Annotated in this window: 14 protein-coding genes and 1 pseudogene; 1 reads left to right on the top strand and 14 read right to left on the bottom strand. The window is 67.6% G+C overall.

Annotation, left to right across the window (positions count from 1 at the left end):
• The 12 genes from MSA03_RS14225 to MSA03_RS14175 form a co-directional block, all read right to left on the bottom strand.
• A partial coding sequence (locus tag MSA03_RS14225; protein WP_170245532.1) for a DUF222 domain-containing protein occupies positions 1-1146 on the bottom strand: 1146 nt, incomplete at its 3' end.
• 119 nt (positions 1147-1265) lie between these two features.
• A complete protein-coding gene (locus MSA03_RS14220) occupies positions 1266-2543 on the bottom strand; it encodes a type II secretion system F family protein (RefSeq protein ID WP_307725256.1) in 1278 nt (425 codons plus the stop codon).
• Entirely contained in the window at positions 2501-3640 is a 1140-nt protein-coding gene (locus tag MSA03_RS14215) for a type IV pilus twitching motility protein PilT (protein ID WP_147051521.1), read from the bottom strand. Before MSA03_RS14215 ends, MSA03_RS14220 begins: the two co-directional genes overlap by 43 nt.
• Position 3641: 1 nt before the next feature.
• A complete protein-coding gene (locus MSA03_RS14210) occupies positions 3642-4301 on the bottom strand; it encodes a hypothetical protein (RefSeq protein ID WP_147051520.1) in 660 nt (219 codons plus the stop codon).
• The gene (locus MSA03_RS14205) at positions 4298-4942 is read right to left on the bottom strand and encodes a PilN family protein (RefSeq protein WP_147051519.1); all 645 of its coding nucleotides are present in this window, start codon (positions 4940-4942) and stop codon (positions 4298-4300) included. Before MSA03_RS14205 ends, MSA03_RS14210 begins: the two co-directional genes overlap by 4 nt.
• A complete protein-coding gene (gene pilM, locus MSA03_RS14200) occupies positions 4942-6006 on the bottom strand; it encodes a pilus assembly protein PilM (RefSeq protein ID WP_147051518.1) in 1065 nt (354 codons plus the stop codon). Before pilM ends, MSA03_RS14205 begins: the two co-directional genes overlap by 1 nt.
• Positions 6007-6032: 26 nt before the next feature.
• Positions 6033-6848, bottom strand: coding sequence for a prepilin peptidase (locus tag MSA03_RS14195; protein ID WP_244946453.1), 816 nt, complete (start codon positions 6846-6848; stop codon positions 6033-6035).
• 10 nt (positions 6849-6858) lie between these two features.
• Positions 6859-8400, bottom strand: coding sequence for a hypothetical protein (locus MSA03_RS14190; protein ID WP_147051516.1), 1542 nt, complete (start codon positions 8398-8400; stop codon positions 6859-6861).
• A 62-nt stretch (positions 8401-8462) separates the two neighbouring features.
• A complete protein-coding gene (locus tag MSA03_RS14420; RefSeq protein ID WP_170245531.1) occupies positions 8463-8993 on the bottom strand; it encodes a prepilin-type N-terminal cleavage/methylation domain-containing protein in 531 nt (176 codons plus the stop codon).
• Complete coding sequence (locus MSA03_RS14185) at positions 8990-9406, bottom strand: type IV pilus modification PilV family protein (RefSeq protein WP_244946455.1); 417 nt, start codon at positions 9404-9406, stop codon at positions 8990-8992. The genes MSA03_RS14420 and MSA03_RS14185 overlap by 4 nt, the downstream gene beginning before the upstream one ends.
• 101 nt (positions 9407-9507) lie before the next feature.
• Positions 9508-9930, bottom strand: coding sequence for a type II secretion system protein (locus tag MSA03_RS14180; RefSeq protein ID WP_170245530.1), 423 nt, complete (start codon positions 9928-9930; stop codon positions 9508-9510).
• Positions 9931-10182: 252 nt separating this feature from the next.
• Positions 10183-10479, bottom strand: a complete 297-nt coding sequence (locus tag MSA03_RS14175; RefSeq protein ID WP_147051513.1) for a DUF1905 domain-containing protein — start codon at positions 10477-10479, stop codon at positions 10183-10185.
• 58 nt (positions 10480-10537) lie between these two features.
• Here MSA03_RS14175 and MSA03_RS14170 point away from each other — a divergent pair, with 58 nt between their 5' ends.
• Positions 10538-11713, top strand: a complete 1176-nt coding sequence (locus tag MSA03_RS14170) for a serine hydrolase domain-containing protein (RefSeq protein ID WP_170245529.1) — start codon at positions 10538-10540, stop codon at positions 11711-11713.
• Between the two features lie 7 nt (positions 11714-11720).
• Here the strand turns inward: MSA03_RS14170 and MSA03_RS14605 are convergent, their stop codons facing one another.
• Together MSA03_RS14605 and MSA03_RS14655 are read right to left on the bottom strand one after the other, a co-directional pair.
• Positions 11721-12710 (bottom strand): aldo/keto reductase, encoded by a 990-nt coding sequence (locus MSA03_RS14605; RefSeq protein ID WP_244946454.1) that lies wholly within the window; start codon positions 12708-12710, stop codon positions 11721-11723.
• A gap of 273 nt (positions 12711-12983) precedes the next feature.
• Positions 12984-13949 (bottom strand): annotated as a pseudogene (locus tag MSA03_RS14655) (O-antigen ligase family protein); the annotation flags it as partial.
• Positions 13950-14045 lie beyond the last annotated feature (96 nt).

Here is a 14045-nt window from a genome sequence, read left to right as displayed (position 1 = left end):
TCCTCGGTCTCTCGCCCACCACCGGATGTGGTGGACCTTGGTGTGTCCGGGTGGGACGCCGCACATCGCGCAGCCGCCGTCGCGTTCGGTGAGCGCGAGTTTCTGCGCCCTCGTGAACAGGCGCCGTTGCCGGCCCCAGTCCAGGATCTCGCTGTCCCCGCCGAGCACGACCGGGATGATTCCGGCGTCCGCCGCCATCCGCCGGGCGGTCGCGATCGAGACGGGGGCGGCGAGCCCGTCGATGGTGGCGTGCCCGGTCCCGCTCTGGAGGTCCTCCAGCGTCATCCGGACGACCACGGTCGCACCCCGCAGCGGGGTGTCGCGCCGGTCGCAGCCGAGGAGGTGTTCGCAGATCTTCACCAGCGCATCGGCGCGCATCATCGTCACGCTGCGCCGCGGCGCATCCACATCGCTCGAGGCGTCCGCGTCGCGCTGCGCGCCGAGCTCGGCGCCCACGATCGCGTCGATCGCGACCATGATCGCCGCGCCGTGCTCCGGGTCGAACGCGCCGGTCAGGTGCAGCATCCCGGACCGGTCCTCCTGCATCCGCAGGAACCGCTGCCCGCGCAGCTCCTCCTCCCGCGGCGGCACCCCATCCGGATCCAGGTGCGCCTCGGCACGCGCGATCACCTTCGCCAACTGATCCAGGGTCAACCCCGGCGCCTGCCCGGCCAGGGTCCGCTCCGCCGCCTCCAGATCATCCGGGGTCGCGCGGAGGGCGACCCGGTCCAGCATCGACACGATCGCCGACGCCGCCAACGCCCCGATCGCCCCGGCCGCCAACGCCGCACCGACATGCGGGTGCTTCGCCGGGGCCTCTCCCCCGCTCAGCAACAGCCGCGGCGCCGTCGCATCCCCGACCTGCACGAGCCGCGACGCCTCCCCGTTCGAGGTTCCCAGCGTCGAGGCGAGCAGCGCCGTCGCGGTGCGGAATCCGTTCGCCTTCGCGAGACTGTCGGCGCCGAGCTCCGGCCGGGACTGCCGGGCGATCTCCGCCGCGATCTGCGTCGACGCCGCCTCCAGCAACCGCCGCGCCGTCCCGAGGGCATCGTTCACGGCGAGCAACCGCGCCCCCTCGGTGCCCTCGACCCGGCCGGCCGGCCACACCGCGCGCGCCGCCGTCACCGCCTCAAGCAGAGCATCCATCGGAGAAGTCATACCCCGAAGGTACCCGCAGCCTCCGACATCCTTCGAAGAAATGTTCTAGGTCTGCAGGACCAACAAGACCCACGGTTTTGTGGAGGAAGCGCAGATGAGAGCGCTGCCTACTGGTTCCCGATCTCGCCGTAGATGCCGAAAATCGGCATGTAGAGCGAAACGACCATGCCGCCGATGAGGATGCCGATGCCGACGATGAGGATCGGCTCGATCGAGGCCGTGAGCTGCTCGGTCGCGGTCTCGACTTCATCCTCATAGAAGTCGGCGATGCTCGAGAGCATGTCGGGCAGTGTGCCCGATTCCTCGCCGACGGAGGCCATCTGCGCGACCATCGGCGGGAAGATCTCGGCCTTCGCGAGCGGCGCCGAGAACGACCGGCCTTGCTTGACCGACTCCTGCACCTCTCGCACGGCCTTCTCGATGGCGTAGTTGTTCGACGCCTCCCCCACGATCCCGAGCGCCTGCACGAGCGGCACACCGGCGTGCAGCATCATCGACAGCCCGCGGCTGAAGCGAGCGACCGCGATCTTCGTCGTGAGCGGCCCGAAAACCGGCAGCTTCAGCTTGATCGGATCGATGACGCGGCGCACCCGCTCGCTGTTCTTGTTCCGCATCCACCAGAACGAGCCGCCGATCCCGAGAACGATGAGAAGCGGCAGGATCCAGATCATGTTGTTCGATAGAGTCACGAGGATCTGCGTTGGTAGCGGCAACTCAGACCCCATACCGGTGAACATTCCGGCGAAGATCGGGACGATGAACGTCACCATTGCGATGACACCCAGGATCGCGATGCACAGGACGATCACCGGGTAGGTCGTGGCCGACTTGATCTTGTTGTGGAGTTCGGCCTCGCCCTTGTAGGTCTGTGCGACGCTCGTCAGCGACGTCCCGAGGAAGCCGCCGGTCTCGCCCACTCGAACCATGCTGACGAACAGCGGGGGGAAGACGAGCGGATGCTTGCCGAGGGCGACCGACAGCGCCGATCCGGACTCGACGGCCGCGTGGACCTGAAGCAGCGCCTGCTGCAACTTCTTGTCCTCGGCCTGCTCGATGAGGATCGTGAGCGTGCGCATGAGCGGCAGCCCGGCGTTGATCAGCCCGGCCATCTGCTTCGCGAAGACCGCGAGCACCTCCGCCTTGACGGTCTTCTCAAGACCCGGGATGGAGATCTCGCGGTTGAGGCCCGTCTTGGATGTGAGGGCGACCTCGAGCGGTGTGAGCCCCTGCGCGCGGAGCTTGCTCGCGACCGCCGACTCGCTCGCGGCCTCGATCGAACCCTTGACGACGCCGCCGCCCTTCGCGTCGATGGCGCGATAGGTGTACTCCTCGATGAGTGGCATCAGCGTGTCCAGCTCTCGGTGCGCGATCCGTGCATCGACCACGACTCGATGTCGAGGTCACGGGGGCGCACGCGAACGTCATCCAGGGTCTTCGGATCATAAGCCGCGAGCTTGGCGGCGGCGAGGGAGACCGTGCCGTCTTCGACGAGTCGCTTCAGATCCTGATCGAGGGTATGCATGCCGAGGCCGCCGCCCGCCTGGATCATCGAGTAGATCTGGCTGACCTCTCCCTCACGGATGAGGTTGGCGATGGCGGACGTGTTGATGAGCACCTCGGTGGCGATCGCGCGTCCGGCGCTCTGCGCCATGGGGAGCAGCGTCTGCGTGATGATGCCCTGCAGGGTGTCGCCGAGCTGCGTGCGCACCTGCGGCTGCTGAGCCGGCGGGAAGGCGTCGACGATACGGTTGATCGACTTGGCCGCGCTCTGCGTGTGCAGCGTGGACAGCACGAGGTGGCCGGTCTCAGCGGCTGTCAGGGCGGTTGCGATCGACTCCGGGTCGCGAAGCTCACCGATCAGGATGATGTCGGGGTCCTGACGGAGCACGCGACGAAGCGCTTCCGCGAAGGATGCCGTGTCGCTGCCGATCTCGCGCTGGTGGATGAGCGACCGCCGGCTCGTGTGGCGGAACTCGACAGGGTCTTCTACCGTCACGATGTGCGCCGGGAGGGTGCGGTTGACCGCATCGATCATGGCGCTGAGGGTCGTCGATTTGCCGGAACCGGTAGGGCCGGTCACGAGGACGAGACCGCGCGGCTTCATGGCGAGGTCATGCGCGATGGCGGGCACGCCGAGCTCGTCCAGGCTCTTCGCCTTGTCGGCGATGAAGCGCATCGCGACCGCGACCTGCCCGAGCTGGCGGAACACGTTGACGCGGAACCGCGCGACGCCCGGCACGGAGAACGAGAGGTCGACCTCGCCGCGCTGCCGGAACTCGACGATCTGCTCGCCGGAGAGCATGTCGCCGAGTGCGGTCTCGAGCCAGCTCGCCGTCGTCGGGTCGGGGTAGTCGAGGATCGGCTCGAGGTCACCGTCGACACGCATGAGCGGGGGATGACCGGCGGTCAGGTGGACATCGGATGCCGACGCGCGGGCGGCGATGGCGAGCATGCCCGCAAGGTCGCTGTTGATGGTCGTCATGTCAGTCCTCGGTCCGGAAGAAGGTGAGCACAGTGAGCGTGAGGGTGCCGTCGTCGAGGGCGGCGTTCAGCGGAGAGAGAAGACGGGGTCCCTTGCCCAGCGCGTCGATGAACGCGGTCGCGGTCTTCGCGTCGGGAACCGCTACCTCGATGGTCACTGTCGCCTGGCGCTGCGGCGTCACCGTCGGCTCTGTCGGGGTGGGTACAGCGGCGGGGTCGGTCGTCGCGGCGGAATCCGCCTCCTCGTCACCCCCGGCGCCCTGTGCGCCGGCGGCCGGGGCTTCGGCCGGAGCCTCGACCGCGGCGGCTCGTGGAGTCCAGTCCTCCGCATCGGCGATCGTGATCGTCTGGATCGTCAGATCGAGGTCGGTCGCGGCCCCGTTGACGATGTCGAAGACGTCGTCGTACTTCGTGATGGCGGGGATGTCGGCGCGAAGCTCGGCGAGCTGCCGGTCGAGGTCGGCCTCACCATCTTGCGCGGCGGTCAGCTGCGACACCTGCACCTCATATACGGCGTTGGTCTGCGCGACCGTCCGCGTGCTGGCATCCGTCGTGCGGGATTGGGACCACATCGGGAGGGCGATCAGAGCAACGCCGGCGACCAGGATCGCCGCGATCACGACGATCCCGAGCAGGTTGATGAACTGCTTGTTGGCATTCACTCGGATACCTCCACCGCGAAGTCGCCCGTGTAGGCGGTCTGGTCGTAGTCGATCCGGATCAGGTAGGTGTAGACGCCGGTCTCCGCCTTGACCTCGCGCCCGTCGGCAGAAAGCACGCCGTCGAGACCGCGGATGGAGCGGATGAAGGCTCCCGTCTCCAGCGGCGAGTCGCTCTCGAGCGTCAGGTCGCCGGATGCGCCGATCTCGGCTGCCGGGTCTTCTCCCACGGGTAGGAGACCCGCGGTCAGCGTGAAACCCGTGAGTACGACTCCCTCCGGTAGCGCCGTCTCGGCGAGGCTGGTCAGCCGTGACCATTCCAGGTCGGCCCCCATCGCCTGGGTGCGGAATCCCTCGAGTTCCGAGACGAGATCGAGCTTCGCGCGGACGGGCGCGAGCGCAGCGACCTGCGAGAGGAGATCGTTGGTGCGGGCGTTCTCCAGCGCGAGGCGCACGGCAGCCGTCGCCTGCAACCAGAACGCGCCTCCGGCCAGGAGCGCTACGACCGCCAGCGCCGCGACGACCCCGCGAAGCCACCGTCGAACCAGGATTCCCCGTTCCCGGCGATCGATCTCCGCTCGAGGCATGAGGTTGACGCGCGGCATACCGCCGAGTCCGCTGACTGCGGGATGTGCGAGCGCCATCAGCGGCCCTCCCCCAGCGCGAGACCGATCGTGGTGACGAGGTTGAGGTCGTCATCCGAGGTCTCGATCGGCACCTTGCTGCGCACGAGCTGGGACGCGCTCAGGAACTCGAGCGGCATCGGGATGCTCGCCGACAGGGCGTCGGATACCCCCGGAACCGTCGCACCGGCACCGGTGAGGAGGACGCGGGTGATGGGCTGCTGATCCACGGCGCGGTCCGTGTAGAAGCGGAGCGTGCTGGCGAGCCTCGTCACCAGATCGTCGATCGCCGAGGACGACATGCCGCTTGTGGGCCGCATGCCCGCGGCGCGCGCCGCCGCGCGGGATCTCCGCGCGCCCGCCATCGGTGGCACGGTCTCCAGTGCCTCCTCGAGGATCGGTCCCGCGGCGTCGGCCATCTCCCCGAGCTGGAAGAGTTCGCGCGCATGCACCGCATTGGTCGTGATGTCGACCGGGATGATGCGGACGAACCGCGGCACTCCTCCCTCGAGAACGACGACGTAGCTCGTGTGGTCGCCGAGGTGGAGGGCCGCGACGGTCTCACCTGGCGCTGCCACTCGACGGGCGGCGCGCGCGAGACCAAACGGCGCAAGGTCCACGACATCGACCTTGATCTTCGCCTTGCCGATCGTGCCGACCACCTGCTCGACGCTCTCCGCCACGGCCGCGACGAGGAGCCCTGTCACCTGTCCGGCGTCTTCGGACACCGGGTAGAAGTCGAGCACCGCCTGCTCCGCGGGAACCGGGAGGAGGTCTTGCACCTGGAACGGCAGCGCCTGCCGGAGCAGGTCGGGTCGCATCGCGGCCGTCGTGTACTCGCGGACGAGGATGCGACGGCTCGCAATGCCGAGCACGACGTGCTTCCCCTTGATGCCGGCGCGTGACCACAGCTGGCGGAGAGCGAGGGCGACGGCGTCGGGGTCGTTCACCTCGGAGTCGCCTGCGGCCTCAGGTGGAAGCGGCACCGCGCCGTACGCGACGAGCATCGGCGACTTGCCGACGGTCACCTCGGCCGCCCGAACCCCTTCCTCGGTGATCTCCAGTCCGACGATCGTGTTCGCCATCCTGCTCCCCTTTCCTTGCCGGCGGCTCAGCTCGCGCCGAGCAGCCCCAGATACCAGTGGGCGATGTCCTCGCCCGCGACGATGCCGATCCAGGCGCCTGCGATCATCCACGGCCCGAATGGGATCGCAGTCTTGCGTGTCGCGCGGCGCGCGAGCATCCGTGCAATGCCGATGACGCCGCCGAGAAGGAAGGCGGCGAAGGCTCCAACGATGAGGGATCCCCACCCGAGCCAGCCGAGCGCCGGACCGAGCACGCCGGCGAGCTTGACGTCTCCCCCACCCATGCCGCCCGGGCGGACGAGGCGCAGCAGGAAGTAGAACGCGTAGAGCGCAACGCCGCCGATTGCAGCGCGGAGCAGCCCTTCCCAGGGCGCGCCGAGCAGGCACGCAACGACGAACAGCGCGGCGAGGACCAGGTAAGCAGGCAGCACGATCACGTCGGGCAGTCGTCGCGTGTCGAGGTCGATGAGGGCGAGCGCGATGCTGATCGCGGCGAGATACAGATATGCCAGGATGACGGGCGCTTTCGCGGCGTCGAGGAAGCCGTCGAGAAACAGCCCGGCGACGCCGATGAATCCCAGGCCCGTTGCAAGTTCGACGAGCGGATAGCGTGCCGAAATCGGGGCGCCGCAGGATGCGCACTTGCCACGCAGTATCAGCCACGACACCACCGGGACGTTCTGCCAGGGCCGCACCGGAGCATCGCATTGAGGGCATCGACTCTCGCGCGTGAGCGGGATCTTCGCGGGGACTCGGTAAACCACGACGTTGAGGAATGAGCCGATGACGAGACCGAAGAGGGCAGCGAAGGCAAGCGCGAAGGCGAGTGGCGACCCATTCACGGGCGCGCCATCAGTTTGTGTCCCCAAGCGATACCAACGCACCGAGGGAAAAGGTGCTCGGCGCCCCGGCGCCCGGCATCGTCGCACTCGCCGGCATGCCGGGGAGCGCAATCGCATCCCCGACAAACGTCATCCCCCCACCGTAGGAAAAGGCGCCGCCATAAAAGGCGCCATGCCACTTACTGTTCCCCTGTACCGCGATTGTGCAGGGCGTGTAGACCATTGCGTTGACTGCTGACATGTCAGCGGAGTTGAGCTCGATGGATCCCGCGCCGTTCGTGCACGAGGGCACGTTCTTGCCGGACCCGGTGGGGGCACCGTCCTCAACGACAAACCAAACGTTCTGTCTTGTAGCAGTGGCGGAGGAGAAGGTGACGGTCGTGAGGTTGACCGACTTTGCGAGGAACAGGACATCGGCTCTAAGCGCAACGTTCGGCGTGGACCCATTATTCGTGGATAGCGCGCCACAAGCGCGTGCGTCGACGATCGTCGGGGATGTGAGATCGCCGACCTCCCGCCAGCCGGCGGCCTGCGATGTGCTGGGGTTGTTCGCCATGAATCGGTTACACGTCCACGGCCCATTGCCGGAGGGCGCGAGGGTCTTCACTGCGAAGTATGCGCCACCGTAGGGATACCAGTCCGAAAGGGCATAGGTGTAGTCGAACCACGGATCGAAGGTCGATGCGACTGGCACATCTACGGGCTGCCACGAGATGCCCCCAGCGATGCGGGCACTCGCTGTCGTCGGGGACGCGATATTGACCCATCCGTCATAGCTGATCCTGTTGGCCGCAGGGATTTTCAAGGTCCCCCCGATACTGGCGCTGGCGAGATTGATGTCGCCGCGCACTGCGACGTTTCCGGGGTAGGTGAAGCCATTCCAGCCGAAGCCGACCGGACCGCCCAGCTCGATGTCACCGAGAATTCGGCCCTGAATGTTGTAGGGGCTCGTCGCAGAGGCTTTGACGGAACCCTTAATGACGTTCGCCGTCGCGGTCATCTCGACCGAACCACCAGCACGCACGGATCCATCGATGACGCATGCACTGCGTGTCTTTACGTCGCCGGAGGTGATGACGTTCGCGGGCGTGTGAACGTGGCAGTCGAACCCGCCCGAGGGGATGACAATCGACATGAGGTTGCCGCTAGCCATTCCTGTTAGAACTTCGGCCGTGAAGGTTGTGTCGCTGAAGAACACCATGTCTGCGCCATGTCCCGAGGATCCCGCAGAGTAGTTGTACTCGGCCCGCGTGATGGTACTCACACCGGAAGCGGTGCCCGTCGATGTCATGGTGAGCTTGCCGGCGTGGGGAACGCCGCACTCAACCTTGACGCTGTACTCCGAGATGAGGGTCGCGCCCGACTTCAGTTGGCCGGGCCACGGTAGCGCCCGACAGATGTTCGTTCCGCGCTGCGCACTGCTGGCTAGGTCGGCTATACCAGCGTCAGCAGCGGCACGAGACTGAGCAGAACTTCGACTCGAAACGACGACCCCCGTCGTCGCCGTCACAATGGATGCGACGACAAGTCCGAGGATCGTGAGAACCGACATCACAATCAAGACCCCGACCAAGCTAGACCCCTGGTCGTCAAGTGGAGTACGAGTGGCGCGTCTCAGCATGTTGGTCCTCCGCTGATCTCGGCCTGAGCCGTCAGGACTGATCGAATGTCGACCCGCTCCCCGGAAGCCGCGTCACCAACCGTGAACTGGATCCCGACTTCCACGCTCCGCGAATTTCGCAATGAGAATGCTCTCAAGCCGGTCAGGCTACCGGTTGCACCAGTGAGGATCGGTTTCAGGTCAGTTGCGGTGACTGCGCCAGCGATCGACCTGCCATACAGCAGCTTTCCCGAGTCGATTCGCCACGCCCGGCACTCCGGGACCCCGTCGGCGCGAACGACCTTTGCATCGAGGCGCATCCCGGTCGCGTCGACTGCCACAGTCGATGCGTTCCGGATGGACGATGCCAGCAACGTGCTCGCGGTGTTCGTTGACCCAGTAGCCAGGTCGCGAGATGTGGTGCGTTGCTGCGCCATCCAACCGTTGGTGAACATGACAACCAACATCCCTGCGAACAGACCCCCGATCACGACCGCGACGATAAGTTCAACGAGGGTGACCCCAGTATCATCGCGAAGTCTCATGGCATGGCCACCCGCACGATCGTTGGCACGCTCACGATGGCCGCGCCCGAGGCATCGGTGACGGTCACGAGGACAGGTACTGAAACGGGCTTGACCACACTCCCAGTCGGACAGACGGCAGTTGTGGTCGCAGTCATGCCCACGGCCGCCGCACCAGCGCCTGCCGTAGCGGCCGATATCGAGGCCGTGGCGGGCAGGCCTGCACAGGTCGAAGCAGTTGCATCGATTCGATACGTGTCGCGCAGCAATGCGATGCGCGACTCGGCAAACGCTGTCGCGGCGACGACATCTCGGTTCACCACGCTGGTGCGCGTCGCGCCGATGGCAAGGGGAAGCACGGCGAGCGCCATGAGCCCGAGGAGGAACATCGACATGAGTACCTCGACCAGGCTGAATCCTTCGTCCGAGCGCATCACGCTGGAACACCTCCGAGGGGGTGTGAGAGTTCATGCTGAAGGGGAGACGTTCAGGCCGGCCCGTCGGGTCGGGCCGGCCTGAACGGTGGAGCGCGGAATCAGCAGGCGGGGCCAGAGGTGGCGGCGGTGGCGCCTGCCAGGTCGCCGCCTGTAGTAGCTGTAGCCGTCACGCAGAAGTTTGAGAGCGTGGGTGCACCCGTCGTCGGCTTGGTCAGCGCAACGGTCGCGCCGGTTGCGTTGTAAACGCTCGTGGGAACGGCCGCACCGCCGCCGGCGGTGACGGACGGTGTTGCGGTCGCGAGGTTGGCTGCGACCGCGGACGCCGCGTTGCCCGCGATCGCCTTGAGTGACTGGTTCTTGGCGTTATCCTGCAGACCAGCGAAGATCGGGATCGCCACCGCGGCGAGGATGCCGAGGATCACGACGACCACGATGAGTTCGATGAGTGAGAAGCCGCTCTCGTCGCCAGATTCCTCGCGGCGGGCCTTCTCAGCCTGGACGTAGTTACGGATGGTGCGCATGTGCGTGCCTCCAGTTGGGGGGGATTGAACAGGACCGGCTCCTTGGTGCGCACGCCGAAGTCTGCGATCCGGGGGGAATCGTCGCTCTTCGGGGGGATCACACGGCTCGGGTGAACCGTGGGATATGCAGAGCCTGGTTTGGGAATGCCCGCCGCGAGGACGATCTCCCTCTCCGGTCCCCATCATGAGAGTTCTCTCATCTTGTTGTCAATGGGGAGTTTGGGAAAATTGTTACTTCTGTGTTTCGCGCCCCTATGCGTCCAGCACGTCGACCCGCACTCGTACGACGTCGCCGTCGCCGATCCCCTCCGCCTCGCGCACGGATCGCTTCAGCGGCAGCACGTACGCACCGCGCCCGCCATCCGGGAAGATCGAGGTCCGCCACGACGTGCCTCCGATCGTCACCGCCACCCGGACCGACCCGAAGCCACGGGCGGGACGCGGGATCTCGCGGATCTCGGCACTGAGGTCTTCGGGCAGCGCCGCGAAGAACCACGACTCCGTGCGGGCATCCCACCGGAAGACCTCGCCGTCGAACTCCAGGATCATTCCGCCAGGGTAGCCACGACGTCCTACCCTCGGATCAGACATGAGGCGAAGGAGCGGCATGGCGAATCCCCGGGACGACGCCCTCGACGAGGCCCTCAACGCGGCGATCGGCGCCGGCATCCCGTTCGTCATCGCCGGAACCACCTCACCGACGGCGACCACCTTCCTGCGCGCCGCCGGCATCCGCTCCCCCGCGACGAGCACGCCGGCCACGGAGGACACGGTCTTCGCGCTGTACTCGGTCACGAAGCTCTTCACCACGACGGCGGCGCTGCAGTGCGTCGAGGAAGGCCTCCTCGATCTCGACGCACCCGCGCGCACCTACCTTCCGGAGATTGGCGACCTCGAGGTGCTGGTCAGCCTCGACGACGACGGCACGATGATCACGCGACCGCCGGCGCGCGAGATCACCCCGCGGATGCTGCTGCTCCACACCGCCGGCATCGGCTATGACATGTTCGACGCGCGCTGCGCGCTCATCGCACGCTCGCGGGCGCAACGCCCGTCGGCGACGCCGCTCCGCGACACCCTGTCCACGCCCCTCCTGCACGACCCCGGCGAGCGGTGGACGTACGGGATGTCGATCGACTGGCTGGGCCTGATCGTCGCCGCCCTGCGCGGACGGCGCCTCGAAGAGGTGTTCCGGGAACGGATCTATGCGCCGTGCGGCATGACGTCCACGTCGTTCGATGTGCCGGAGGGCATGCGAGCCCGTCTGGCGACGCCGCACCGCCGCGGACGCGACGGCGTCATCGCCCCGACCGCCTTCTCACCACCGGCAACGCCTGAGCTCGACATGGGCGGGCAGGGCCTCTTCTCCACCGTCCCCGACCTCCTCGCGCTGCTCCGCGTCTGGCTGGGCGACGGCTCCGCCCCCGGCGGCCAGGTGCTCCGCCCCGAGACGATCGACTGGGCCATGCGCGGCGAGCCGGGCGTGACGGTCACTCCCCTGCAGGCCGCGATCCCCGCACTCACCCGGGAGGTCGAGTTCCTGCCCGGCATCCGGACGTCGTGGGGGTACTCGTTCCTCGTGAACGAGGAGGATGTGCCGGGCGGCCGTCGCGACGGCTCGGTGTCGTGGGCGGGACTCGGCAACACCCACTACTGGATCGACCGTGCATCCGGCATCGCGGGCGTCTGGGCGACGCAGCTGCTGCCGTTCTACGACCCAGCCGCTGCGGACGGGGCGGCCGCGTTCGAACGGGCTGTCTATGCGGAGCGGACCCCGCGCTAGAAAGCCCTCACCACTGCGGGTGGATGTCCGCCCGCAGCAGCCGGTCGTAGACGTCGACGACGACATCCTCGAACACGGTCAGGTCGGCCTGGCCGACGAGCTCCCCGGCGACGGCGTTCTTCTGCGCCTGCGTGACGCTGCGCGCCCCGGGGATGACGCTCGTCACGCCGGGACGCGACGCGACCCAGGCGAGCGCGGCGGCGGGCAGGGTGAGACCCATCGGCACGGCGGCGGAGAGCTCCGCGACGGCGCGCAGACCGACCTCGTAATCGACGCCGGAGAAGGTCTCACCCTTGTCGAACGCCTCGCCGTGCCGGTTATAGGAACGGTGGTCGTCGGCCGCGAAGGTCGTCGCGGCGGTGTACTTGCCGGACAGGAGCCCGGAGGCGAGCGGCACGCGCGCGAACACCGCGACGCCGGCCCGTTCGGCGGCGGGCAGCACCTCGTCGAGGGGCTTCAGCCGGAACGGGTTCAGGATGATCTGGATGTTGGTGACGTTCGGCCGCGCGATGACGGCGAGCGCCTGCGCGCACGTCTCGACCGAGACGCCGTATGCGGCGATGGTGCCGTCGGCGACGAGCGCATCGAGGGCGTCGTACGTGGCATCCGACTCGATGACGGCGGTCGGCGGGCAGTGCAGCTGCACGAGGTCGAGGGTGTCCGTGCGGAGGCTGCGACGCGAACGGTCGGTCCAGGCGCGGAAGTTCGCCGGCGTGTAGTTCTCCGGCTCCTGGGCCATGCGGCGGCCCATCTTCGTCGCGACGGTGACGCCGTGGTCGGGGCGTTCGGCGAGCACCGCGCCGATGATGGCCTCGCTGCGCCCGTCGCCGTACACATCCGCGGTGTCGATGAGGGTGACACCGGCGTCGAGCGAGGTGCGGATCACCTCGCGGGCGTCGTCCTCGGATACGTCGCCCCAGTCGGCGCCGAGCTGCCAGGTGCCGAGGCCGATGACGGAGACGTTGCGACCGGTACGGCCGAGGGGGTTGTGGATCATGGATTCAGCGTATGCGGGACGGATACTGTTTCGTCTCCCGTGGCCGAGGCTCCGGTGATGACCGACGGCCTGGCCCTTCAGCCGCACTCCGCCCCACGCCACACCGAGCAGCAGGAACAGCAGCGGCGCGGTGTAGTACATCGTGTTTCCGAAGCAGGCGGAGACCAGATAGGTGACTGCCGCCGCGGCGGCGCACACGGTCACGCTGTCGACGGCGTCCCGCCGCCGCGCGACGCGCAGGAGAACCGTGAGCACCGCGGCGAGGTAGGCGAGCAGTGCGGGGATCCCGAAGAAGACCGCGTACTGCAGGTACTCGTTGTGCGGGCGGCCGAAGCCGACGGGGAGGAGATCGGCGATGCCCTCGATCCCGTGCCCGATCCATGGACTCCGCGCGATCTGCTCGAGCGTCGTGACCCAGAGACCCCAGCGTCCCGTGCCCGCGGAGGCGGCGTCCGCTGCTCCTGCGGAGACGGCTCGTGCATCGTCGCCGAGTGAGCCGAGCTCGACGAGGGTCCCGATGCCCGCTGCTTCCGCGATCACATGAACGACAGCGGCGACGGCCACGAGCGCGAGCGCCCACCTCACGTGCAGCCGGCGGATCACGGCCAGCCACACCACGACGACGAGACAGCCGGCCCCCAACGCGACGTACGCGCCGAGAGTGTCGTTCAGCATGAGCGTGAGCAGGATCACCCCGAATACCGGCAGCAACGCCCACCGCGCCGCGCGGCGGACCGCCGTGAGCGCTCCAGATGCCGCGAGGGCGCCCCCGACGGCGAGCAGATACCCGTAGTGGTTGAACTGGTGGAAGTACGCCGTCGGCCGCTCCAGGGCCGACCAACCGCCGCTACCCCATCCGGCCCCCACGGCCGAGACCAGTGTCACGATGCAGGTCACGGTCACCAGCCCCAGCACGAGTGAGAGCAGGAATCTCCGACGGGCGGGCGTGAGCACCTGGCTGGCCAGGAAGAAGAAGCCCACATAGCTGACGTAGGTCAGGATCGACTCGCGCCGGTACCCGTCACCGGTCCAGGTGGACTCTGTCGGGCTGACGACCGATGCAACCGACGCGAGCACGAGGAAGACGGCAAGTAGCACCAGGGGCAGATTGTCGCGTCGGGGGTCGCGAGACGGTCCGAAGCCGGTGTCCGCGCGCTGCGCCGCGAGCAGCAGCAGGAACACGGCGAGGGCACCGATCCCCACCTGGAGATTCACCCATCCGAGGTAACGGATGTCCATCCCGACCGACTCACCCCACCACCACAACGGAAGCGGCACGGCCAGCCACCAGACGAGAACGACCAGCGCGACACGCTCGTAGAAGACCTCGGGGAT

The organism is Microbacterium saccharophilum, from assembly GCF_007992455.1.
Classification (GTDB): Bacteria; Actinomycetota; Actinomycetes; order Actinomycetales; family Microbacteriaceae; genus Microbacterium; species Microbacterium saccharophilum.
Note: the sequence above shows the minus strand (reverse complement) of the source record. Positions and strands in the feature narration are given on the sequence as shown.

What these genes read in the sequence shown, in the direction of transcription:
- MSA03_RS14205 (WP_147051519.1), bottom strand. Translation starts at nt 4,942, where the DNA reads ATGGCGCTCGCACATCCCGCAGTCAGCGGACTCGGCGGTATGCCGCGC.
- MSA03_RS14420 (WP_170245531.1), bottom strand. Translation starts at nt 8,993, where the DNA reads ATGAGACTTCGCGATGATACTGGGGTCACCCTCGTTGAACTTATCGTC.
- MSA03_RS14215 (WP_147051521.1), bottom strand. Translation starts at nt 3,640, where the DNA reads ATGACGACCATCAACAGCGACCTTGCGGGCATGCTCGCCATCGCCGCC.
- MSA03_RS14190 (WP_147051516.1), bottom strand. Translation starts at nt 8,400, where the DNA reads ATGTCGGTTCTCACGATCCTCGGACTTGTCGTCGCATCCATTGTGACG.
- MSA03_RS14180 (WP_170245530.1), bottom strand. Translation starts at nt 9,930, where the DNA reads ATGCGCACCATCCGTAACTACGTCCAGGCTGAGAAGGCCCGCCGCGAG.
- pilM (WP_147051518.1), bottom strand. Translation starts at nt 6,006, where the DNA reads ATGGCGAACACGATCGTCGGACTGGAGATCACCGAGGAAGGGGTTCGG.
- MSA03_RS14175 (WP_147051513.1), bottom strand. Translation starts at nt 10,479, where the DNA reads ATGATCCTGGAGTTCGACGGCGAGGTCTTCCGGTGGGATGCCCGCACG.
- MSA03_RS14185 (WP_244946455.1), bottom strand. Translation starts at nt 9,406, where the DNA reads ATGCGCTCGGACGAAGGATTCAGCCTGGTCGAGGTACTCATGTCGATG.
- MSA03_RS14170 (WP_170245529.1), top strand. Translation starts at nt 10,538, where the DNA reads ATGGCGAATCCCCGGGACGACGCCCTCGACGAGGCCCTCAACGCGGCG.
- MSA03_RS14605 (WP_244946454.1), bottom strand. Translation starts at nt 12,710, where the DNA reads ATGATCCACAACCCCCTCGGCCGTACCGGTCGCAACGTCTCCGTCATC.